This window comes from Martinezella rhizogenes, assembly GCF_007002745.1.
In the GTDB taxonomy this organism is placed as follows: domain Bacteria; phylum Pseudomonadota; class Alphaproteobacteria; order Rhizobiales; family Rhizobiaceae; genus Agrobacterium; species Agrobacterium cucumeris.
Genome location: NZ_SGNY01000006.1, coordinates 147,689 through 169,420, shown reverse-complemented (window position 1 = coordinate 169,420; position 21,732 = coordinate 147,689). Strand labels below are relative to the sequence as shown.

General features: G+C 59.6%; 19 protein-coding genes. 11 read left to right on the top strand and 8 right to left on the bottom strand.

The genetic code is table 11. The annotated features are described in order from the left end of the window. Positions 1–43 precede the first annotated feature (43 nt). Entirely contained in the window at positions 44–187 is a 144-nt protein-coding gene (locus tag EXN68_RS27685; RefSeq protein WP_142842205.1) for a hypothetical protein, read from the bottom strand. Between the two features lie 228 nt (positions 188–415). On the opposite strand from EXN68_RS27685, the gene EXN68_RS18275 reads away from it, so the two are divergent. Next, positions 416–1,519, top strand: a complete 1,104-nt coding sequence (locus EXN68_RS18275) for an NAD(P)/FAD-dependent oxidoreductase (protein ID WP_142842204.1) — start codon at positions 416–418, stop codon at positions 1,517–1,519. 15 nt (positions 1,520–1,534) lie between these two features. On the opposite strand, the gene EXN68_RS18270 is transcribed toward EXN68_RS18275, so the two are convergent. The 4 genes from EXN68_RS18270 to denD form a co-directional block, all read right to left on the bottom strand. Beyond that, on the bottom strand, positions 1,535–2,509 hold the full coding sequence (locus EXN68_RS18270) for a threonine ammonia-lyase (protein WP_142842203.1): 975 nt from the start codon (positions 2,507–2,509) through the stop codon (positions 1,535–1,537). A gap of 123 nt (positions 2,510–2,632) precedes the next feature. Next, positions 2,633–4,417 (bottom strand): IlvD/Edd family dehydratase, encoded by a 1,785-nt coding sequence (locus EXN68_RS18265; protein WP_142842202.1) that lies wholly within the window; start codon positions 4,415–4,417, stop codon positions 2,633–2,635. Positions 4,418–4,426: 9 nt separating this feature from the next. After that, the gene (locus EXN68_RS18260; protein ID WP_142842201.1) at positions 4,427–5,329 is read right to left on the bottom strand and encodes an NAD(P)-dependent oxidoreductase; all 903 of its coding nucleotides are present in this window, start codon (positions 5,327–5,329) and stop codon (positions 4,427–4,429) included. After that, a complete protein-coding gene (gene denD / locus EXN68_RS18255; protein WP_142842200.1) occupies positions 5,326–6,312 on the bottom strand; it encodes a D-erythronate dehydrogenase in 987 nt (328 codons plus the stop codon). Before denD ends, EXN68_RS18260 begins: the two co-directional genes overlap by 4 nt. 217 nt (positions 6,313–6,529) lie before the next feature. Here denD and EXN68_RS18250 point away from each other — a divergent pair, with 217 nt between their 5' ends. From EXN68_RS18250 to EXN68_RS18225, 6 genes are all read left to right on the top strand, one after another. Next, complete coding sequence (locus EXN68_RS18250; protein WP_142842199.1) at positions 6,530–7,975, top strand: FAD-binding oxidoreductase; 1,446 nt, start codon at positions 6,530–6,532, stop codon at positions 7,973–7,975. 117 nt (positions 7,976–8,092) lie between these two features. Next, entirely contained in the window at positions 8,093–8,809 is a 717-nt protein-coding gene (locus tag EXN68_RS18245; RefSeq protein WP_142842197.1) for a FadR/GntR family transcriptional regulator, read from the top strand. A 209-nt stretch (positions 8,810–9,018) separates the two neighbouring features. Then, positions 9,019–10,179 (top strand): fumarylacetoacetate hydrolase family protein, encoded by a 1,161-nt coding sequence (locus tag EXN68_RS18240; protein ID WP_142842196.1) that lies wholly within the window; start codon positions 9,019–9,021, stop codon positions 10,177–10,179. 116 nt (positions 10,180–10,295) lie between these two features. Further along, entirely contained in the window at positions 10,296–10,826 is a 531-nt protein-coding gene (locus tag EXN68_RS18235; protein WP_142842195.1) for a TRAP transporter small permease, read from the top strand. 4 nt (positions 10,827–10,830) lie between these two features. After that, positions 10,831–12,108, top strand: coding sequence for a TRAP transporter large permease (locus EXN68_RS18230; protein ID WP_142842194.1), 1,278 nt, complete (start codon positions 10,831–10,833; stop codon positions 12,106–12,108). Positions 12,109–12,138: 30 nt separating this feature from the next. Then, positions 12,139–13,146, top strand: coding sequence for a TRAP transporter substrate-binding protein (locus EXN68_RS18225; protein ID WP_046799626.1), 1,008 nt, complete (start codon positions 12,139–12,141; stop codon positions 13,144–13,146). Between the two features lie 96 nt (positions 13,147–13,242). Here EXN68_RS18225 and acs read toward each other — a convergent pair whose 3' ends face one another. After that, a complete protein-coding gene (gene acs, locus EXN68_RS18220; RefSeq protein ID WP_142842193.1) occupies positions 13,243–15,198 on the bottom strand; it encodes an acetate--CoA ligase in 1,956 nt (651 codons plus the stop codon). A gap of 235 nt (positions 15,199–15,433) precedes the next feature. On the opposite strand from acs, the gene EXN68_RS18215 reads away from it, so the two are divergent. Beyond that, positions 15,434–16,135 (top strand): DUF1013 domain-containing protein, encoded by a 702-nt coding sequence (locus tag EXN68_RS18215; RefSeq protein WP_046799628.1) that lies wholly within the window; start codon positions 15,434–15,436, stop codon positions 16,133–16,135. Positions 16,136–16,196: 61 nt separating this feature from the next. Here EXN68_RS18215 and EXN68_RS18210 read toward each other — a convergent pair whose 3' ends face one another. Continuing rightward, entirely contained in the window at positions 16,197–16,856 is a 660-nt protein-coding gene (locus EXN68_RS18210) for a YggS family pyridoxal phosphate-dependent enzyme (protein ID WP_161991385.1), read from the bottom strand. Positions 16,857–17,047: 191 nt separating this feature from the next. Between EXN68_RS18210 and leuS the strand changes: the two genes are divergently transcribed. Genes leuS through holA form a run of 3 tightly spaced genes read left to right on the top strand, consistent with a single transcriptional unit; the run spans position 17,048 to position 21,265 of the window. Next, positions 17,048–19,678, top strand: a complete 2,631-nt coding sequence (leuS, locus tag EXN68_RS18205; protein ID WP_142842191.1) for a leucine--tRNA ligase — start codon at positions 17,048–17,050, stop codon at positions 19,676–19,678. Next, complete coding sequence (locus EXN68_RS18200) at positions 19,671–20,216, top strand: LPS assembly lipoprotein LptE (protein ID WP_161991384.1); 546 nt, start codon at positions 19,671–19,673, stop codon at positions 20,214–20,216. The genes leuS and EXN68_RS18200 overlap by 8 nt, the downstream gene beginning before the upstream one ends. Before the next feature lie 11 nt (positions 20,217–20,227). Next, positions 20,228–21,265: a DNA polymerase III subunit delta gene (gene holA, locus EXN68_RS18195; protein WP_142842190.1), complete on the top strand. Its 1,038-nt coding sequence runs from the start codon at positions 20,228–20,230 to the stop codon at positions 21,263–21,265. 87 nt (positions 21,266–21,352) lie between these two features. Here holA and fdxA read toward each other — a convergent pair whose 3' ends face one another. Continuing rightward, positions 21,353–21,691 carry a ferredoxin FdxA gene (gene fdxA, locus EXN68_RS18190; RefSeq protein ID WP_142842189.1) on the bottom strand — a complete coding sequence of 113 codons (339 nt, stop codon included), beginning with the start codon at positions 21,689–21,691 and terminating at the stop codon, positions 21,353–21,355. Between the last annotated feature and the right edge of the window lie 41 nt (positions 21,692–21,732).

Below are 21,732 nucleotides of genomic sequence, written 5' to 3'. Positions count from 1 at the left end.
CGGCCTTTTGTTATCAAGTGCCCTGATGGAAAAGACGGGAGGATCAGGGAACGAGACCGAATATGACGGCGGCGACAAACGCCACGCAGACACCGACAAGAGCCGCATGAACCGAATCTCTCCAGCTGCGCGGCGACTGGGGCTGCGCGACAAAGTCTTTCACTTTTCCTGCCTTGGAATAAGACATTGTGCACTCCCTTCCCTGTCTGGCCCGTCGAACGGGCAGTGGTTAATCTCACCCAAAGAATAGCTTCATCCCCTACCGTTCCAGTAGAGATAAAATTCCATAAGAAGCGCCAATTGGGAAAAATAGGGGTCGCCACTTGCCTCCCAACAAGCATCAATCTACCCATCGCGGAATATTAACGCGGCGCGGCGGCGTTCGTTCAAATCGACTATCTGCGGACAGGGAGACATGATGGATATCGACGCCATCATCATCGGGGCAGGAGTAATCGGGCTGGCGACGGCCCGTGAACTGTCGATGCGCGGCCTCTCTGTCATCATCCTCGAGAGCGAAAGGGAATTCGGCTCCGCGACCTCTTCCCGCAACAGCGAGGTCATTCACGCCGGGCTGTATTATCCGGCCGGAAGCCTCAAGGCCCGGCTCTGCGTGGAGGGCAAGGCGCGGCTCTATGACTTCTGTCAGAGCCACGGTGTTTCGCATCGCCGCTGCGGCAAACTCATCGCGGCGGCAGATGACGCTGAAACCGCCCTGCTGGCGGGGCTCAAGGACAAGGGTGAGGCCAACGGCTGCGAAGACCTGGAGCTGATCGATGAAAGGCAGGCGCTTTCGCTTGAGCCCGCTCTCGCCTGCAGGGCAGCCCTGCTTTCACCTTCAACCGGCATCATCGACAGCCACGGCTATATGCTGGCGTTGCTCGGTGAAGCGGAAGACCATGGCGCCGCCCTTGCCTTCAACGCACCATTCGAAAGGGCGCAGGCAATCAGCGGAGGGTTCCGGGTTCATGTCGGCGGCAAAGAGCCGATGAGCCTGACATGCCGCCTGCTCATCAATTCCGCCGGCCTCGTCGCGCCGATGGTGGCAAAAAAGATCGAGGGCCTGCCGGCGCAAGCGATCCCTCAGGCGCGTTTTGCCAAGGGCAGTTATTTTTCGCTGACAGGCAAGTCGCCGTTTTCACGGCTCATCTACCCCGCACCGCATACCCACGGCCTTGGCGTGCACCTCACGCTCGATCTCGCCGGTCAGGCTCGGTTCGGCCCTGACGTGGAATGGGTCGAAACCATCGATTACGCCGTCAATCCCCGCCGCATGGAGGGTTTCGGCGATGCCATACGGCGTTACTGGCCGGGCCTTTCGGAGAATGCCTTGGTACCCGCCTATTCCGGCATCCGGCCAAAGATTTCCGGACCCGACGAACCCGCCATGGATTTTCGCATCGACGGGCCGGAGACCCACGGACTTGCCGGCCTCGTCAATCTTTTTGGCATAGAAAGCCCCGGCCTGACCGCCTCACTGGCGATTGCCGCAGACATTGCGGAACGGCTCAGGGACTAATCTCAGCGAGCCGTCTCAGCCAAAACGCGACAGCGCGTCCGCCATGATCCCGGGATCGACATTGCCGCCGGACGCAACCGCAATCACCGTTTCACTCCCCAGTTCACCACCATGGAAAAGCGCTGCGGCAAGAGCCACCGCCCCGCCGGGTTCAACAACGATCTTCAACCGGTTGAAGGCAAGGACCGCGGCCCGCAGCGCTTCCTCATCCGTCACGGCAATGCCTTTTCCGCAGAGCCCGGCCATGATCGGGAAGGTGATGTTGCCGGGTTGCGGCGTGACGATCGCGTCGCAGATCGAACCCGAGGTCTTGGCGTTGCGCTCTATCTTACCCGCGGCAAGGGAGCGCGCCACGTCGTCGAACCGCTCCGGTTCTGAAGTCCTGACCTTGTAATTCGGTGCTTTCGCGGCAAGTGCGAGCGAGATACCCGAGGTGAGACCGCCGCCGCCGCAGGGCACCAGAACCTCGGCCGCACCGATCCCCAGCTCCGCGCCCTGTTCAGCAATCTCCAGCCCCACCGTGCCCTGCCCGGCGATGACCAGGGGTTCGTCGTAAGGCCTGATCAGCGTCAGCCCACGCTCGCGCGACAGCCGGTCGCCGATGGCGTCTCGATCCTCGTTGGCCCGGTCATAAAGCACCACCTCCGCACCATAGGCGCGGGTATTGTCGATTTTGATCTTCGGCGCGTCGGAGGGCATGATGATGACGGCGGGAACACCATGCAGGCGGGCGGCAAGCGCCACACCCTGCGCGTGGTTACCCGAAGAAAAAGCGAGCACGCCCTTAGCACGCACCTCGGCAGGCAGGCCGGAGACAGCTGACCAGCCGCCGCGAAACTTGAAGGAACCCGTCCTTTGCAGGCACTCGGCCTTTACGAAGAGCTTTCGCCCGGCAATCTCATCCAGAAACGGCGATGACAGCAGCGGTGTCCGCACCGCCTGGCTGCCGATACGCTGACGCGCCGCCTCGATCATGGAAATATCTGTCATGCCCTGCTCCTGTGATGCGGATTTGCAGGTACATTAGGAGGTCGCAATCAATTGTGAAACCGCCCGGAAAAGAAAAATCCCCGGTCGTGGCCGGGGATTTTCATCATCTCTTATCAGTGCCAATCAGTGATTGTGCCGGGGCATCTTCTCGGCAATCCTTCGGAAATCCGCAGCCCCATCCAGAACAGCGCCATCCGAAAGCTGCGTAACCGATTGACGGTAGATGCGCTGCCAGGGCGTCGCATCCGCCGGCACCGCCGGAATGCCGTCAGCCTTGCGCGCTTCAAGCTCTGCCTCCGGCACCAGCGCGTTGCATGCACCTTCATTAAAGTCGATGCGGATCACGTCGCCGGTGCGAAGCCAGGCGAGCCCGCCACCGGCTGCACTTTCGGGCGAGGCATTGAGGATCGACGGGCTATCCGCCGTCCCCGATTGCCGGCCGTCGCCGATTGTCGGCAGGCTGGTGATGCCTTTTTTCAACAGCGCGTCCGGCGGCTGCATGTTGACGACCTCAGCCGACCCCGGCCAGCCGAGCGGACCGGCTCCGCGAATGACGAGGATGGTGCGCTCGTCGATACCAAGGGACGGATCGTTGATACGGGCGTGATAGTCTTCCGAACCATCGAAAACCACACATTTTCCCTCGAAAATCCCCTCGCGGCCCGGCTCGCTCAGATAGCGCTGCCGGAATTCCGCCGAGATCACGCTTGTCTTCATGATGGCGAAATCGAAGAGATTGCCTTTGAGAACGAGGAAACCGGCACGTTCTTTCAGCGGCTTGTCATAGGGCAGGATCACGTCGCGGTCGGTCGATTCCCGACCTTCCAGATTTTCCGCCATGGTCTTGCCGGTAACCGTCGGACAGTTTCCGTCAAGCTTGCCAGCCTGCAGAAGCTCCCACATGATGGCGGGCGTGCCGCCGGCGCGGTGATATTTCTCTCCCAGCCATTTGCCGGCCGGCTGGACATTGGCGATGAGCGGAATGTCGTAGCCGTGGACTTGCCAGTCCTCCTCGCGCAGCTCGACGCCCGCATGTTTCGCCATCGCCGCCAGATGCGGCTGAGCATTGGTCGAGCCACCAATTGCCGAGTTGACGCGGATCGCGTTCAGGAACGCTTCACGCGTCATGATGTCGGAAGGCTTGATATTCTCGACGACCAGTTCAACCGCGCGGCGGCCGGTGCGATAGGCCATCTGGCCGCGCTCGCGATAAGCGGCCGGAATCGCACCGCAACCGGTGAGCGACATGCCGAGCGCTTCCGCCATGGCATTCATGGTGGACGCCGTGCCCATGGTGTTGCAATGGCCGACCGACGGGGCTGATTCCAGCGCTGCTTGCAGGAATTCCTCGCGGGTGATTTCGCCCGCACCATATTTGCGGCGCATACGCCAGATGACGGTGCCAGAACCAACCAGATCACCGTCATGATAACCGTCGAGCATCGGCCCACCGGAAAGAACAATAGCCGGAATATCCACCGTGCTTGCCGCCATCAGCGCCGAAGGCGTGGTCTTATCGCAGCCCGTCGTCAGAACGACGCCATCGAGCGGATAACCATAAAGCACTTCGACGAGACTGAGATAGGCAAGATTGCGGTCAAGCGCCGCCGTCGGGCGCTTGCAGTTTTCAAACATCGGATGGGTCGGAAACTCGATGGGAATACCGCCCGCATCACGGATACCATCGCGCACCCGTTTGACCAGCTCCACATGGACGCGGTTGCAGGGCGTCAGATCACTGCCGCTCTGGGCAATACCGATGACCGGTTTGCCGGAACGCAGCTCTTCCGGCGTCACACCGTAATTCATGAAGCGTTCCAGATAGAGCGCAGTCATATCGAGATGGTCAGGATTGTCGAACCAGTCCTGGGATCGCAGGCGGCGCATGGGTGCCTTGTCGTCGCTCATCAGATCGCCTTAGCCCTGTTCCCGGTTGTTGAGTTTTTCGAGGTAAATCAGGATGCCGCTATGGTCGATATCGGCTCCGCCATCACCGACGAAGTCGTCGAATTCCCGCGTCACCTGCTGGGTCAGCGGCAATGTGAGCGACATATCCTTCGCCATTGCCAGCACGCCGTTCAGATCTTTGAGCTGGAACTTGGATGGGCCGCCCGGCACGAAATTACGCTTCACCATGCGCTCGCCATGCAGCTCCAGAATCCGGCTTTCGGCAAAACCACCGCGGATGGCATTGCGGAAACCTTCCCGAGATGCGCCACCCGCTTCCACCAGCATCATCGCCTCGGCAACAGCGCCGATGGTGATGGCGACGATCTGCTGGTTGGCGAGTTTGCAGAGCTGGCCAGCACCTGAGGGACCGACATAGGTCAGCCGGCCCATCGGCGCAAAGACATCCGCAAGACCGGCGACCAGAGCCTCGTCACCGCCAGCCATGATGGCAAGCGTGCCGGCCGTCGCACCCGGAACACCACCGGAAACCGGCGCATCGACGTGATGAATGCCAAGTGCCTCAAGCCGCGAGGAGTGCTCGCGGGCGATCGGCGGCGCAATCGAGCTGCTATCGATCACGATAGCACCCTTTTCGAGCGCTTCGGCGACCCCATTCTCGAACAGCACCTCACCCACGGCCTTGCCATCGCTCAACATGGTGATGACGATGTCGGCGCCTTTGGCGGCCTCAGCGGGCGATGCCGCAACAACCGCACCATCGGCAACGAGAGCCTGCGCCTTATCAACACTGCGGTTCCAGACCGAAACCGAAAAGCCCGCACCCAACAGACGCCGGGCCATCGGCCCACCCATCAGGCCCGTGCCGATAAAGGCAACCGACCGCTTTTTCTCCTCCCGACCGACACTCATTTCAATGAACCTCCCAGTTCGTCTTCGATATGCACCTGAATGATCTCTTCGAAGGAGCTTTCAGCCGTGAAGCCCAGCTCGCGGGCGCGCTTGGCCTCAAAGCCGGGTGCCCAGCCCTCGCACATGCGCATGATCATCTCGTTCGGCTCGCGGCGGATCAGGGCGACGGCCTTTTCGCCAGCCATCTTGCGCAGCGCCTCAATCTGTTCGCCAACAGTGGCGCTGAGGCCGGGCATCGACAGGTTGCGGCGCGGACCGACCTTTTCGACGTCAATCGTCGCACCATGAAGAAGGAAACCGACGGCGGAACGCGGCGAGGCGTGCCAGTGGCGAATGCTTTCCGGCACCGGCAGAACCGCTTCCTGGCCGACCAGCGGCTCACGCAGGATATTGGAGAAGAAGCCGGAGGCGGCCGCATTCGGCTTGCCGGGGCGGATACAAATGGTGGGCAGGCGGATGCCGATACCGTCGAAGAAACCGCGACGGCTGTAATCGGACAGCAGCAGCTCGCAGATCGCTTTCTGTGTGCCATAGCTTGTCAGCGGCGTGGTGTGGAATTCATCCGGGATCGGATAGGGAAGCGGCGCACCAAACACGGCAATCGACGAAGTGAAGACCACGCGCGGCTTGTAACCATCCTTGCCGTTGGCAATGCGGATGGCATCGAAGAGATAACGGGTGCCGTCGAGATTGATACGGTAGCCCTTGTCAAAATCGAGTTCGGCTTCGCCGGACACGATGGCGGCGAGATGGAAGATGGCATCCGGACGGGCATCTACCAGCTTTTCAGCTTCACCCGGAGCGGAGAGATCAGCTGCGCGCGCATCGACAGCACCGGAAAAACCGGCGGGCGCTTCTGGCTGGAAAACGTCGATAAGCGTGAATTTCTCGATCGGCTTGCCACCCAGCGATCCATCTTTCACGAGACGCTGCGTCAGCTTGCGGCCAACCATGCCTGCGGCGCCGATGATTGCGATATGCATGTCTTCCTCCTCTGTGTCCCGGTCATTCTCCCGAGACCGAAAAAACATCATCGGCCGATGGACCGATAAATTAGCTTGTAAGGTTGTCTGATAACCTTATATGATCCGATTGAAAATAGTATTTTTTCACAAACTAACAAAAGCAGGGGCGCCGGCAAAAGCAAGGCCACAAACCCTTGCCTTCATATTTTAGGGCGGATTGGACGGAGAGGGTGGAATGACGATCGTGAGTGAACACGATATCGAGGAATTGCGGTTCTCGCTGAAGAACAGGCTTGGCGAAGCCCTGCTGCTGACATCGCAGGAAGACATGCTGCGCTATTGCCGCGACTGGCACGGGGATGTCACCAGTTCGGCCGTGGCTGTCATCCGCCCTCGTTCTACACAGGAAGTGTCCGACACGGTGCGCGCCTGCGCCGAACTCGGCCTCGCCATCATCCCCCAGGGCGGCAACACAGGGCTGGTACTCGGCGGCATTCCCGATGCCCCGAAACATCAGGTCGTGCTGAGCCTCGAGCGCATGAACGCTATCCGCACCATAGACAGCGACGATTTTTCGGCCGTCGTGGAAGCCGGCTGCATTCTCTCGGAATTCAAGGATGCGGTTGAGGATAAGGGCATGTTTTTCCCGCTGTCGCTCGGCGCGCAAGGCAGCTGCCGCATCGGCGGCAACGTCTCCACCAATGCTGGCGGCATTAATGTCCTGCGTTACGGCATGACCCGCGAGCTGGTTCTGGGTCTCGAAGTCGTCCTGCCGGATGGCACCATCTGGAACGGCCTGTCGACGCTGCGCAAGGACAATCGCGGTATCGATCTGAAGCAGCTTTTCATCGGCGCGGAAGGAACGCTCGGCATCATCACCGCCGTTGCCGTCAAGCTTTACCCCAATCCTGAACATGTCGAGACGGCGCTGCTCGGCCTCAATTCGCTTGACGATGCCATCAAGCTTTACCGCCGCGCCCGCCGCGAATGCTGCGACCTGATGTCCGCCTTCGAATTCATGCCGCCGGTGGCCTTCACACTGGCGATCGAGGCAATCCCCGACCTCAAGATGCCGATCGCCGGCGATTACCCGGCCTATGTACTGATGGAAATTTCCGGCTCCGGTCTGGTGGATACCGCCGATCTGATGGGCCGCTTCCTTGAGGGCGTCATGGAAGACGGTCTGGTACTGGACGGCGTCATCGCCTCCTCGCGGGCGCAGGCGCAGTCGTTGTGGCTGTTCCGTGAGGGCATGAACGAGGGTCAGGCGCTGCGCGGCAGCCATATGCGTACCGACATTTCGGTGCCGCTTTCGAAACTTTCGGCTTTCGTGGCCGAGGCGGAAGCCGAACTTGCGGAAAAACTGCCGGAATGCCTTGCTGTTTCCTATGGCCATGTCGGCGACGGCAACGTCCATCTCAACGTCCTGCCGCCCAATGGTGCGACACCGGAGGAGCGTGAGGCGTTCATCTACAAGTCCAAGACACTCGTTAACGAGGTCCTCGACCGTTACGTCGGCAGCATCAGCGCCGAACACGGCATCGGCCGCCTGAAACGCTCCGATTTCGAAAGCCGGCTATCGGATGTGCAGCGCCGGATGATCATGAGTTTGAAAAATGCCTTCGACCCCGATTTGCGGATGAATCCCGGTTGCCAGATAAGCCTGCAACCGGATAGCTAATCGAAGAATGGCGAGGGCGGCTGAATTCGCCGCCCTTTAAAACCCGCTGACGGCGAAGGAGGAAGTCGCCTGCAGCGGGTAAAATGAACCAATCGTTTCTGCGGAACGGGAGCAATCATGACGCTGGAGTTCAATCAGATACATCGCAACGACCATCTGCCCGGCCGGATCGCCGCAGAGATCGCACGCGAGATCAATGATTCGAAGCTCGGGCCGGGAGACAGGCTGCCGACGGAACATGTTCTGGCGAAAACCTTCGGCGTCAGCCGCTCGGTCATTCGCGAAGCGATCGCGCAGTTGCGCAATGAAGGTTTCGTCGAAACCCGCCAGGGCGTGGGTGCATTCGTCACCGATCCCCGGCAGAGGCTGTCCATCCGCATTGAGCGCTCCCGTCTCAACGACCCGGAGAACTTCCGCGATCTCTTCCAGCTTCGCATGCCGCTCGAAATCGAGGCGGCAGGGCTCGCAGCATTGCACCGCAGCCCGCAGCAGCTGGCGCGGCTGGCGGCGGCGCTGGAAAAGATGAAGACCGCTGACGACTGGTCGACGGAAGGCGTTGCCGCCGATCTCGATTTTCACCGCATTCTGGCGGAGGCAACCCAGAACGAATATTTCCTGATGTTCCTCGGCTTCATCGCGGAACGCATCAGCTCGGCCATCAACATCGCCTTCTCCCGCGCGGTTTTTGGTGAGATTCTCGAGGTGACCATCGCCGAACATGTGGCAATCTATGAAGCCGTCGAGAAGGCCGATGCAACTGCCGCCAAAAACGCCATGCGCAAGCACCTGATCGGTGCCGCAAGCCGGGTCAATCTCGAACTGGATATCTTCTGAAGAGAAGAATAAATGCGTGAACCGTAAAGCTATAGGACAGGTTTCCAGGCTTTGCGGATATCCAGCAACAAAAGACGATAATTTTGTCGGCGAGACCGCTAGACTCGTTGGAAAAGTCATACTAAGAAGAATAAGATTAGGTTGTCAGACATCCAGACAATAAGACCGCAGGAGGCGGCCTGTCGGAAGGCTGAAAGGGGAGGACATATATGACCGGCGCAAGGTCCATCGACGCTACCGCAATTTTGCCTGAGGATTATGAAAACGCTTTGCTCGTCGGCCGCGTCTGGTCGAAAAGCGAAGGCGGCCCCTGCCCCGTCCTGCTCAAGGGCGGCGTGCTTTATGACCTCACCTCCATCTCCCCTACCATGTCGGAACTTCTGGAAAAGACGGATCTGGTGGCGCGGCTTGCCGACACCGGTACGTTCGTGGCGCTCGGTGCGTTCGAAGCTTTTCTGGACGGCTCCGCCGGCGAACTTCTTGCGCCCAACGACATTCAGGCCGTCAAGGCCGCCGGCGTTACCTTCGCCGACAGCATGCTGGAACGCGTGATCGAAGAGCAGGCCAAGGGCGACCCGCTTCGCGCCCAGGAAATCCGCGGACGGCTGGCGCCGGTTCTCGGCGACAATCTGCGAGGACTTGAGGCCGGCTCCGAAAAGGCCGCCGAGGTCAAGAAACTGCTCCAGGAAATGGGCCTCTGGTCGCAATATCTGGAAGTGGGTATCGGCCCGGATGCGGAAATATTCTCCAAGGCGCAGGCCATGGCCTCGGTCGGCTGCGGCGCACTGATCGGCGTTCACCCGAAATCGCAATGGAACAACCCGGAGCCGGAAGTGGTGCTCGCCATCGCCTCCGACGGCCGCATTGTCGGCGCAACACTCGGCAACGACGTCAACCTGCGTGATTTCGAAGGCCGCTCCGCCCTGCTCCTCAGCAAGGCGAAGGACAACAATGCTTCCTGCGCGATCGGGCCTTTCATCCGCCTGTTCGACGGCAACTTCACAATTGAAGACGTGAAGCAGTCGCAGATCTCGCTTCTGGTCGAAGGCGAAGACGGTTTCACCATGACGGGCGTCAGCGCGATGCAGGCAATCAGCCGCACGCCGGAAAACCTCGCGTCCCAGCTCTTGAACCGCAACCATCAATATCCAGATGGCGCCGTCTTTTTCCTTGGCACGATGTTCGCGCCGGTCAAGGACCGCCATGGCCCGGGTCTCGGCTTCACCCACGCCAAGGGCGACCGTGTCGAAATCTCCACGCCCAAGCTCGGCAAGTTGATCAACTGGGTCACGACGACTGATGAATGCCCTGAATGGACATTCGGCACCGTGGCCCTGATGCGCAACCTGGCGAAACGTGGGTTGCTCTAAGCAATTCAGCAAAACCGCATCGCGGTTTTGCGTCGGGAATTGCGAAAACCAATAGGTGGCGCATTGACGGCGATCCTTCGCCGAAAATGCTCCAGATGTTTCTTCGGGAGGGGAAAATGCCAAAGACCATCAATCTCTTTTACCGGATTCTCGAAATCATTCTCGTCCTGCTGCTCGCCGGCATGTCGATCATGGTCTTCGTCAACGTCGTCATGCGTTACACGATGAATTCCGGCATCAACGTCTCGGAAGAACTGTCGCGTTATTTCTTCGTCTGGCTGACCTTCATCGGCGCCGTGCTGACATTTCGCGAGAACAGTCACATGGGCATCGAAACGCTCGTGATGTTCCTCTCCCGCCGTGCCCGCATCGTCTGCATGATTGCGTCGAACATCATCATTCTGGCCTGTTCCGCCATCTTCTTCTGGGGAACCTGGAAGCAGTCCGGCATCAATGCCAGCATGCATGCGCCGGTTACCAAGCTGTCGATGATCTGGGTCTATGGCATCGGCATGTTCACCGGCGGCCTGATGTTCATCATCGCACTGGAACGCCTGTACCGTCTTTTGACGGGCCGCGTCACAGAAGACGAAATCGCCCAGTTTGCGGGCGAGAACCTGACGATCGAACAGCTTTCGGAGCGCTGATACCATGACCCTTCTCGTTTTTATCGGCTCTCTTCTGGGAGCCATGGCGATTGGCGTTCCCGTCGCTTTCTCGCTGATGTTCTGCGGCGTCGTGCTCATGTGGTACATGGGCATGTTCAACACCGCGATCATCGCCCAGAACATGATTTCGGGCGCCGACACCTTCACGCTGCTCGCCATTCCCTTCTTCATTCTGGCTGGCGAACTGATGAATTCCGGCGGCCTGTCGCGCCGCATCATTGATTTCGCTATTGCCTGCGTCGGCCATATCAGGGGCGGCCTCGGCATCGTTGCCATCGTCGCAGCCATCATCATGGCCAGCATCTCCGGTTCGGCAGCAGCTGATACCGCAGCTCTTGCCGCAATCCTCATCCCAATGATGGCCAAGGCCGGGTACAATATTCCGCGCTCCGGTGGTCTCATCGCCGCAGGCGGCATCATCGCCCCGGTCATTCCGCCGTCCATGGCCTTCATCGTTTTCGGTGTCGCCGCCAACGTCTCGATCACCCAGCTGTTCCTTGCAGGTATCGTTCCCGGCATTCTGATGGGCATTTCGCTGATCGTCGCCTGGCTGATCGTGGTGCGCAAGGACAACATCAAGCCGCTGCCGAAAACCACCGCCAAGGAACGCCTCATCGCCACCGCACGTGCCGGCTGGGCGCTGGGCATGCCCGTCATCATTCTGGGCGGCATCAAGGCCGGCATCATGACGCCGACGGAAGCCGCCGTCGTGGCCGCCGCCTACGCGCTTTTCGTCGGCATGGTGATCTACCGCGAACTGAAGCCGGCGGATCTCTTCCATGTGCTTCTGCGCGCCGCCAAGAGCACCTCGATCATCATGTTCCTCGTCTGCGCAGCGCTCGTCTCGGCATGGCTCATCACGGCAGCGAACATTCCGAACGAAGTCGCAAGCTATATCGAGCCGCTGATCGATCGTCCGATGCTGCTGATGGTCGTCATCATGGTACTGGTCTTCATCGTCGGCACCGCGCTCGACCTGACGCCGACCATCCTGATCCTCACGCCTGTTCTGATGCCCATCATCAAGCAGGCGGGCATCGACCCGGTCTATTTCGGCGTTCTCTTCATCATCAACAACGCCATCGGCCTGATTACCCCTCCGGTCGGCGTGGTTCTCAACGTCGTCAGCGGCGTCGGCCGCATCCCGCTCGGCAAGGTCACGATCGGCGTCTGGCCGTTCCTCGTTGCCGAAACCATCGTCCTGGCGCTGCTGGTGATTTTCCCCGACATCGTCATGGTTCCGTTGCAGTACCTTCGTTAATTTCTCGAACACAATCCAAGGGAGGATATTATGAGAAAGCTTCTTCTGACCACCACGGCCATCGCTTTCGCCGTAGGCGCCGCTGCGCCGGCAATGGCCGAATTCAATAGCCGTAACATCCGTGTTTCGAACGGCATCAACCAGGATCACCCGGTCGGCAACGGCATCAAGGCAATGCAGGCCTGCCTCGACGACAAGTCGGGCGGCAAGCTGAAGCTGACGGCATTCTGGGGCGGCGCTCTCGGCGGTGACCTTCAGGCAACACAGGCCCTGCGCTCCGGCGTTCAGGAAGCCGTCGTGACGTCCTCGTCGCCGCTCGTCGGTCTCATCCCGTCGCTCGGCGTCTTCGACCTGCCGTTCCTCTTTGCGAACGACAAGGAAGCTGACGCGGTCATGGACGGCGCTTTTGGCGACATGATGAACAAGAAGCTGGAAGAACAGGGCCTCGTAAACCTGGCCTACTGGGAAAACGGCTTCCGCAACCTGTCGAACTCCAAGCATGCCGTGAACAAGTGGGAAGATTTCTCGGGCCTCAAGGTCCGCGTGATGCAGAACAACATCTTCCTCGACACCTTCCAGAACCTCGGCGCCAACGCGACGCCGATGGCTTTCGGCGAAGTCTTCTCGGCGCTTGAAACCAACGCGATCGACGCGCAGGAAAACCCCTATGTGACGATCGACACCTCCAAGTTCTATGAGGTGCAGAAGTACATCACCGAGACGAACCACGCTTACACGCCGTTCCTCTTCCTCTTCTCCAAGCCGATTTTCGACAGCTACACGCCCGAAGAGCAGACGGCCCTGCGTGAATGCGCAGTCGTCGGCCGCGACGAAGAGCGTAAGGTCATCCGCGAACTGAACCAGAAGTCGCTGGAAAAGATCAAGGCTGCCGGTCTCGAGGTCAACTCGCTGTCTCCGGAAGAGCAGGCGCGTATCCGCGAGAAGTCGATGGTCGTTTACGAAAAGCACAAGGCTGAAATCGGTGCGGACGTTGTTGACGCCGTTCTGGCCGACCTGAAGAAAATCCGCGGCCAGTAATCCTGTCTGTACTGAATAAGAAACACCCGGAAGTTCGCTTCCGGGTGTTTTCGTTTGCGGAAAGAAAAAGGCCGCCGAAGCAGCCTTTCCAGAAAATCAGGACGCCGTGCGGTTCTGACGGTTGGCGATGAGGTCTTCCACCACTGCCGGATCGGCAAGCGTCGACGTATCCCCCAGCGCACCAAAATCATCCTCGGCGATCTTGCGCAGAATACGACGCATGATCTTGCCGGAGCGGGTCTTGGGCAGGCCCGGTGCGAACTGGATCTTGTCCGGCGTTGCAACCGGCCCGATCTCGTTGCGCACATGCTTCACCAGCTCTTCGCGCAGCGCATAATCGCCATTCTGCCCCGCCATCAGCGTGACATAGCAATAAATGCCCTGTCCCTTGATGGGGTGCGGATAACCGACCACGGCCGCTTCCGAAACGAGGTGATGCGACACCAGCGCGGATTCGACTTCGGCCGTGCCGAGACGGTGACCGGAGACGTTCAGCACGTCATCGACGCGACCAGTGATCCAGTAATAACCGTCCTCGTCACGCCGGCAGCCATCGCCAGTGAAATACTTACCCTTGTAGGTCGAGAAGTACGTATCGACAAAGCGCTGGTGATCGCCATAAACCGACCGTGACTGGCCCGGCCAGCTGTCGGTGATGCAGAGATTGCCGTCGGCCGGCCCTTCCAGCACATTGCCTTCAGCATCGACAAGCTGCGGCTGCACGCCGAAGAATGGCCGCGTCGCCGAACCCGGTTTCAGATCGGTCGCACCCGGCAACGGCGATATCAGAATGCCACCCGTTTCCGTCTGCCACCAGGTGTCGACGATCGGGCTCTTGTCCTCGCCGACCACATGGTAATACCACTCCCACGCTTCCGGATTGATCGGCTCACCGACCGTTCCAAGCAGCCGCAGGCTTTCTCGCGACGAACGCGTGACGAACTGGTCGCCCGCCCCCATCAGCGACCGGAGCGCCGTCGGTGCGGTATAGAAGATATTGACCTTGTGCTTGTCGATGACTTCCCAGAAACGACCCTGATCCGGGAAGTTGGGAACGCCTTCGAACATCAGCGTCGTCGCACAATTCGCAAGCGGCCCGTAGACGATGTAGGAATGGCCGGTAACCCAGCCGACATCCGCCGTACACCAGAAGACCTCGCCATCCTTGTAGTCGAACACATATTCATGCGTCATCGACGTATAGACGAGGTAACCACCCGTCGTGTGCAGAACGCCCTTCGGCTTGCCGGTGGAACCCGATGTGTAGAGGATGAACAGTGGATCTTCCGCCCGCATCTTCGCCGGCGGGCAATCCGGTTTCACCGTGGCGATTTCCTGATGGTACCAGATATCGCGGCCCGGCGCCCATCCGGTCTTGCCGCCGGTGCGGCGCACGACAAGAACCTTGTTGACGATGACATATTGCTTGGCGGCAATATCGATCGCCTTGTCGGTGTTTTCCTTGAGCGGGATCGGCTTGCCGCCGCGCACGCCTTCATCGCAGGTGATGACGAAGGTTGATTCGCAGTCGACGATACGGCCGGCCAGCGCTTCCGGCGAGAAGCCGCCAAAAACGACGGAATGCACGGCACCGATGCGGGCGCAGGCGAGCATGGCATAGGCCGCCTCGGGGATCATCGGCATGTAGATGGTGACGCGGTCACCCTTCTTGACGCCGTGCTTCTTCAGCACATTGGCCAGACGGCAGACATAATCATAGAGCTGGTTATAGGTGATCTTCTTGTCGATATAGGGATTGTCGCCTTCCCAGATGATCGCCGTGCGCTCGCCATGCGTCTTCAGATGCCTGTCGATACAGTTGTAGGAGACGTTCGTCAGGCCATCCTCGAACCACTTGATCGGCACACGTCCCTTGAAGGAGGTGTTCTTGACCTTGGTATAGGGCTTGAACCAGTCGATCCGCCGGCCGTGCTTGTCCCAGAATTTTTCCGGATCCTCGACGCTCTCCTGATACCATTTCTGGTACCGCTCATTGTCGATGAGCGTGCGGGCTTTCGCCGATTTGAGCACCGGGTAGATTTTGGCAGACATAAACTCCTCCTGAAACCAAGTATGTCCTGTTATGAGCGCGCCTTGAGACTCCCACCTCAGGCATGTGTTGAATTCATAGCAGTTCAAATGCACACGGCAATTAGACAAAGGTCATTTGTTTCACAAAGAATTGCAATTCTGATGCAATGCCGCTATAGAGCCGTCATATTCCGGAAATTCAGTGGTTGATACCACGCCCGCGACACCGGCGCGGACGGACAGAAGGACTGTATCTATGGCTCAACAATTGCTCATGCCAAAGGCAACTGCTGTATGGCTGGTTGACAACACCGCGCTGTCGTTCGACCAGATAGCCACGTTCTGCAAATTGCATCCGCTGGAAGTCAAGGCGATTGCCGACGGTGAAGCCGCACAGGGCATCAAGGGTCTCGATCCGATCGCGACGGGACAGCTTTCCCGCGACGAGATCGCCCGCGCCGAAGGCAACCCCAACCACAAGCTCAAGCTTTCCGAGCCGAAGGTGCGCGTGCCGGAATCCAAGCGCCGTGGCCCGCGTTATACGCCGGTTTCCAAGCGCCAGGACCGTCCGAACGCCATTCTCTGGCTGGTTCGCAACCATCCGGAACTGAAGGACGCACAGATTTCGCGTCTCGTCGGCACCACCAAGTCCACCATCGAGCAGATTCGCGACCGCACCCATTGGAACTCGGCCAACCTGACGCCGATGGATCCGGTAACGCTCGGCCTCTGCAGCCAGATCGATCTTGACCTTGAAGTCGAACGCGCTTCGCGCGGCCGTCCGCTGCCAACAGCCGAAGAGCTTGGCAACACACTGCAGCCGGCAACGGCGACGGAAGGTCTGGATTACAACTTCCAGCGTGAGGAAGAAGAGCAGATCGACGCCGACGCCGTGTTCAAGAAGCTCTCCTCGCTGAAGTCTGCACCGAAGGACGAAGACGAGGACGATCAATACTGATCGAAGTCTTTCCGACATTTGAAACCCGGCCGCAGCGCCGGGTTTTTTATTTTTAAGGATTTTACCGGCTGCCGAAGATCGCCGAGCCCACCCGAACGCTGGTGGCGCCGAACTCGACGGCGGTTTCAAAATCGCCGGACATGCCCATGGAAAGCTTCTCAAGGCCGCATTGCCCGGCAAGCTTGGCCAGAAGCGCAAAATGCGGCCCGGGATTTTCTTCTGCCGGCGGAATGCACATCAATCCCTCGACCGACAATTTCAACTCGTCGCGGCAAAAAGCAACGAAAGCAACGGTTTCACGCGGATCGATGCCGGTCTTCTGCGGCTCGAGGCCGGTGTTGACCTGCACATAAAATCGCAGGCTGCGGTCCTGTCTGGCACATTCTTCGGCAAGCGCGCGGGCGATCTTTTCCCGGTCGATACTCTGCACGACGTCAAACAGCGCCACCGCATCTGCCGCCTTGTTGGATTGCAGCGGGCCGATCAGATGCAGCTCGATATCAGATGTCTTCTCCTTGAGGGCAGGCCACTTGCCCTGTGCTTCCTGCACGCGGTTTTCGCCAAACGCGCGCTGGCCGGCATCGATGATGGGCTGGATCGCTTCTGCGTCGAATGTCTTCGAGACAGCAACCAGGGCAACATCCGTCGCCTTGCGGCCGGATTTTTCCGCAACATCCGCAATGCGCTGCCTGACATCTTCAAGACGTGCTTCGATTTCCATCACAAGACCTTTTTAAACCGTTCGAACCGCTAACTAGACGCCGATTACCTTGATGCCAAGCACCTTTAGCACCATTTGAGGCACGCTGACCAAGATTGAACGCCCGAATGCCCCGCCAAACTTGACGCCCCGGTCGTTTCATGGTGAAGGTCAGCGCAAATTTTTCCCCTCGATACCCGGAATTTTAGACAATGGCCATCGAACGTTACAATCCTCGCGACGCCGAGCCGCGCTGGCAGCAAAAATGGAACGAAGACAAGGTTTTCGTCACCGATAACAGCGACCCGCGCGAGAAATATTACGTTCTGGAGATGTTTCCCTATCCCTCGGGACGCATCCATATGGGCCATGTCCGCAACTACGCGATGGGTGATGTGGTTGCGCGTTACAAGCGCGCGCGCGGCTTCAACGTTCTGCACCCGATGGGCTGGGATGCCTTCGGCATGCCTGCGGAAAACGCAGCCATGCAGAACAAGGTCCACCCCAAGGACTGGACCTACCAGAACATCGCCACCATGCGCGGCCAGCTGAAATCCATGGGCCTGTCACTGGACTGGACCCGTGAATTCGCAACCTGCGATGTGGAATATTACCATCGTCAGCAGGCGCTGTTTGTCGATTTCATGGAAAAGGGCCTGGTTTACCGCAAGCAGTCCAAGGTCAACTGGGACCCGGTCGACCACACGGTTCTGGCCAATGAGCAGGTGATCGACGGCCGCGGCTGGCGCTCCGGCGCGCTGGTCGAACAGCGCGAACTGACGCAATGGTTCTTCCGCATCACCGATTTCAGCCAGGACCTGCTGGACGAACTGGATGAACTGGACCAGTGGCCGGAAAAAGTGCGCCTGATGCAGAAGAACTGGATCGGCCGTTCCGAAGGCCTGTCGCTGCGCTGGCAGACCGTCACTGAGACGGCGCCGGAAGGTTTTTCCGACATCACCGTTTATACAACGCGTCCCGACACCCTGTTCGGCGCCTCCTTCCTGGCGATCGCCGCCGACCATCCGCTGGCAAAGGAACTGTCGGCGAACAACCCTGATATTGCCGCGTTCTGCGACGAATGCCGCCGCCATGGCACCTCTCTGGCAGCGCTTGAAACCGCTGAAAAGAAGGGCATCGATACCGGCGTCAAGGTCGTTCACCCGCTGGATCCCAGCTGGGAACTGCCCGTCTATGTCGCCAATTTCGTCTTGATGGATTACGGCACCGGCGCAATCTTCGGCTGCCCCTCGGGTGACCAGCGCGATCTGGACTTCGCCCGCAAATACGGCCTGCCGGTCGTGGCCGTCGTCGCACCCGAAGGTCCCGACTCCGAAAGCTTTACCGTTGAAGACACCGCCTTCACCGATGATGGCGTGATGATCAATTCCGGCTTCCTGAACGGCATGAAGACGGCCGACGCCTTCGAAGCCGTCGTGCAGAAGCTGTCCGCCGAGATGCTGGGGAATGCACCGCAGGCCGAACGCAAGGTCAATTTCCGCCTGCGCGACTGGGGCATTTCCCGCCAGCGTTACTGGGGTTGCCCGATCCCGGTCATTCACTGCGAAGTCTGCGGCGTGGTTCCGGTTCCGAAAAAGGACCTGCCGGTCAAGCTGCCCGACGATGTGACTTTCGACGTGCCCGGCAACCCGCTGGATCGCCACCCCACATGGCGTCACGTTTCCTGCCCGCAATGCGGCCATGACGCGCGGCGCGAAACCGACACGATGGACACCTTCGTCGACTCCAGCTGGTATTACACCCGCTTTACAGCGCCGTGGGAAGACCAGCCGACCGACCCGAAAGTTGCCAATCACTGGCTGCCGGTCGATCAATATATTGGCGGCATCGAGCATGCCATCCTGCACCTGCTCTATTCGCGCTTCTTCACCCGCGCCATGCGCGAGACCGGCCATGTCGGCGTCAAGGAGCCCTTCAAGGGCCTGTTCACGCAGGGCATGGTGGTTCACGAGACCTATAGCCACGGCGAAGGCATGAGCCGCGAATGGATAGCCCCCGCGGACCTGCGCATCGAAGAGGCGGACGGCGCACGCCGGGCATTCCTCCTGTCTTCCGGCGCGGAAGTGAAGATCGGCTCCATCGAGAAGATGTCGAAGTCCAAGAAGAACGTGGTCGACCCGGACGATATCATCGCATCCTATGGGGCGGATACCGCACGTTTCTTCGTTCTGTCGGACTCTCCGCCGGATCGCGACGTCATCTGGTCCGAAGCCGGGGTGGAGGGTGCAAACCGCTTCGTCCAGCGCGTCTGGCGCATCATCGGCGAAGTTGCCGGGGAGCTGAAGAACGTCAAGCCGAAGCCGGCAACCGAGGGCGAAGGATTGGCAGCCTCCAAGGCCGCCCACAAGACGCTGAAGGCCGTTCAGGATGATCTGGACAAGCTCGCCTTCAACAAGGCGATCGCCCGCATCTACGAGCTCGTCAATGCCCTGGCTGGACCGCTTGCGGACGTCGCAGCAGGCGGCAAGTCTGACGACGCCAAGGCAGCGGCGCGTGACGCCGTTGAAATCCTCATTCGTATCATCGCCCCCATGACACCGCATCTGGCGGAAGAATGCTGGTCGGCGCTGGGCAATGAGGGTCTCGTGGCCCAGACGCCATGGCCGGTCTTCGTCGCCTCGCTGGTCGAGGAAAACGACGTGGTCATGCCGGTTCAGGTCAACGGCAAGAAGCGCGGTGAATTGACAATCGCGCGCGATGCGGATCAAGATGCGGTCCGTGCGGCTGCCCTTGCTCTGGATGCCGTCAAATCTATTCTTGCCGGTGGCGAGCCCAAGAAAGTCATCGTGGTTCCGCAGAGGATTGTGAACATTGTTGTCTGACGTTTTTTCGAGATGGAGCCGCGTCGCGGCAGCAATTTCCGTCGTGATGATGGCCGGTCTTCTGGCGGGCTGCCAGGTGCGCCCGCTTTATGGCGAGGCCTCCGGAACCAAGGAGCGGCTGGCAGCCGTCAGTGTCTCCGAGGTTGGTGGCAGGGTTGGACAGGAAGTCCGCAACCAGCTGATCTTCCTGATGGCCGGCGGCGCGGGTGAACCGGCCACGGCGCAGTATAATGTCAAGATTTCCGTAAGCTCGAGCGCCACCTCCACGGAGGTCGAGAATTACGACCTGACGACCCGCACCAACAACAACTATGACGGCCCTTATCCCGGCCGCGTGGTGATGAGCGGTCAATATGTCCTGACGCGTATTTCCGATGGCCAGATCCTGCGCTCCGCACGCCGCAACGTGACGGCGCAGGTGGACCTGCCGCAGCAGGAATTCGCCAAGATCAGGGCGACCCGCGACGCCGAAAACCGGGCGGCCCGGGAACTGGCTGAAATCATCCGCACCGATATCGCCGCCACCCTCGGCCGCTGAGAAGCGCGGCCGTGGCGGAGATAAAATCGCATGAGTTTGAGCGCTTCGCCGAAAATCCGGCGGAGCGCTTTCGCGTTTTCGTGCTCTATGGTCCGGATCGCGGCCTTGTGTCGGAGCGGGCAAGCCTCATCGCCAAAAAGACCGGCATCGATCCCGATGACGCCTTCGCGTCACTGAAGTTGACCGCATCCGATCTGCAGGGCGATCCCGGTCGCCTTCTCGATGAGGTGAACGCCATCGGCCTTTTCGGTGGTGAGAAACTCGTTTGGGTAAAGGGTGCGGCGGCGGAAAAAGCACTGGTGGACGCTCTCCAGATTTTGGCCGAGACACCGCCTGAGGCAAGCTTCCTGATCATAGAGGCTGGCGATATCAAGAAGGGCACGGGGCTGCGCAAGATCGCGGAGCCCGCGCGCTCAATCGCCGCGATCCCGTGTTATGCGGACGATGCGCGATCGTTGAACGCATTGATCGATCAGGAGCTTTCCAGCGACAATCTGCGCATCGCGCCCGCCGCACGGCAAAGGCTGATCGAATCCCTGGGCGGTGATCGCATCGCATCGCGCAACGAAATTCGCAAGCTGGCACTTTATTGCCGTGGCGCGGAAGTGATTGAAGAAGAAGACGTGCTGGCGATCATCGGCGATGCCAGCACGGTTTCCACTGACGATGCCGTTGATGCCATCCTGAAAGGCGACAGGAACGCCTTTTTCTATGCCACCCAGAAGATCGTTGCATCGAAGACGCCGATCTTCCTCGTGCTTCAGGGGTGCCTTAAGCAATTCCAGCTGCTCGACCAGATGCGGGCGGAGATGGACGAGAAAAAGCAGCAGGCCGGGCAGGTGATGCAGACACTAGGACGCCACATCCATTTTCGCCGAAAGCCGATCATCGAAAGAGCGTTGCGGACATGGCAGCCAGCGGCGATCGCCCGCGAAATGAACCGTCTGCAGGCCGCCATACTGCAAAGCCGCCAGCGGCAAAGCCTGGAAGACAGCGTGGCTCTTTTGACGCTGCTGTCGACCACCCTGCAATCGGGCCGCGGCGGATGACCTGCTGAAGTGCAGCAAAAAGCCCTCGCGCCTGGGCTGCGAGGGCTTTAAAAATAACGGCGCAGAAGACGCCGTATCGTTGAAAAATCAGTCGCCCTGTCCAGGTTCGGCGGAGAAATAAAGCTCCAGCTTACCTGCTACGCCGTCCATTTCCTTGGCTTCCGGCATCGGGTCACGCTTGATGGTGATGTTCGGCCAGATCGCCGCATATTCGGCATTGAGCGTCAGCCATTTGTCGAGACCCGGCTCTGTATCGGGCTTGATCGCCTCGGCGGGACATTCCGGTTCGCACACACCGCAATCGATACATTCGTCAGGATTGATGGCGAGAAAATTTTCACCCTCGTAAAAGCAGTCCACGGGGCAGACTTCAACGCAATCGGTGTATTTGCAGCGGATGCAATTGTCGGTCACGACATATGTCATGATGAACTCCAGAATATGCAGACCGGGTCTTTGGGCTTCGG

Excerpts from the sequence above, each read along its gene's own strand:
- EXN68_RS27685 (WP_142842205.1), bottom strand. The coding sequence starts at position 187 with ATGTCTTATTCCAAGGCAGGAAAAGTGAAAGACTTTGTCGCGCAGCCC.
- EXN68_RS18275 (WP_142842204.1), top strand. The coding sequence starts at position 416 with ATGATGGATATCGACGCCATCATCATCGGGGCAGGAGTAATCGGGCTG.
- EXN68_RS18270 (WP_142842203.1), bottom strand. The coding sequence starts at position 2,509 with ATGACAGATATTTCCATGATCGAGGCGGCGCGTCAGCGTATCGGCAGC.
- EXN68_RS18265 (WP_142842202.1), bottom strand. The coding sequence starts at position 4,417 with ATGAGCGACGACAAGGCACCCATGCGCCGCCTGCGATCCCAGGACTGG.
- EXN68_RS18260 (WP_142842201.1), bottom strand. The coding sequence starts at position 5,329 with ATGAGTGTCGGTCGGGAGGAGAAAAAGCGGTCGGTTGCCTTTATCGGC.
- denD (WP_142842200.1), bottom strand. The coding sequence starts at position 6,312 with ATGCATATCGCAATCATCGGCGCCGCAGGCATGGTTGGCCGCAAGCTG.
- EXN68_RS18250 (WP_142842199.1), top strand. The coding sequence starts at position 6,530 with ATGACGATCGTGAGTGAACACGATATCGAGGAATTGCGGTTCTCGCTG.
- EXN68_RS18245 (WP_142842197.1), top strand. The coding sequence starts at position 8,093 with ATGACGCTGGAGTTCAATCAGATACATCGCAACGACCATCTGCCCGGC.
- EXN68_RS18240 (WP_142842196.1), top strand. The coding sequence starts at position 9,019 with ATGACCGGCGCAAGGTCCATCGACGCTACCGCAATTTTGCCTGAGGAT.
- EXN68_RS18235 (WP_142842195.1), top strand. The coding sequence starts at position 10,296 with ATGCCAAAGACCATCAATCTCTTTTACCGGATTCTCGAAATCATTCTC.
- EXN68_RS18230 (WP_142842194.1), top strand. The coding sequence starts at position 10,831 with ATGACCCTTCTCGTTTTTATCGGCTCTCTTCTGGGAGCCATGGCGATT.
- EXN68_RS18225 (WP_046799626.1), top strand. The coding sequence starts at position 12,139 with ATGAGAAAGCTTCTTCTGACCACCACGGCCATCGCTTTCGCCGTAGGC.
- acs (WP_142842193.1), bottom strand. The coding sequence starts at position 15,198 with ATGTCTGCCAAAATCTACCCGGTGCTCAAATCGGCGAAAGCCCGCACG.
- EXN68_RS18215 (WP_046799628.1), top strand. The coding sequence starts at position 15,434 with ATGGCTCAACAATTGCTCATGCCAAAGGCAACTGCTGTATGGCTGGTT.
- EXN68_RS18210 (WP_161991385.1), bottom strand. The coding sequence starts at position 16,856 with ATGGAAATCGAAGCACGTCTTGAAGATGTCAGGCAGCGCATTGCGGAT.
- leuS (WP_142842191.1), top strand. The coding sequence starts at position 17,048 with ATGGCCATCGAACGTTACAATCCTCGCGACGCCGAGCCGCGCTGGCAG.
- fdxA (WP_142842189.1), bottom strand. The coding sequence starts at position 21,691 with ATGACATATGTCGTGACCGACAATTGCATCCGCTGCAAATACACCGAT.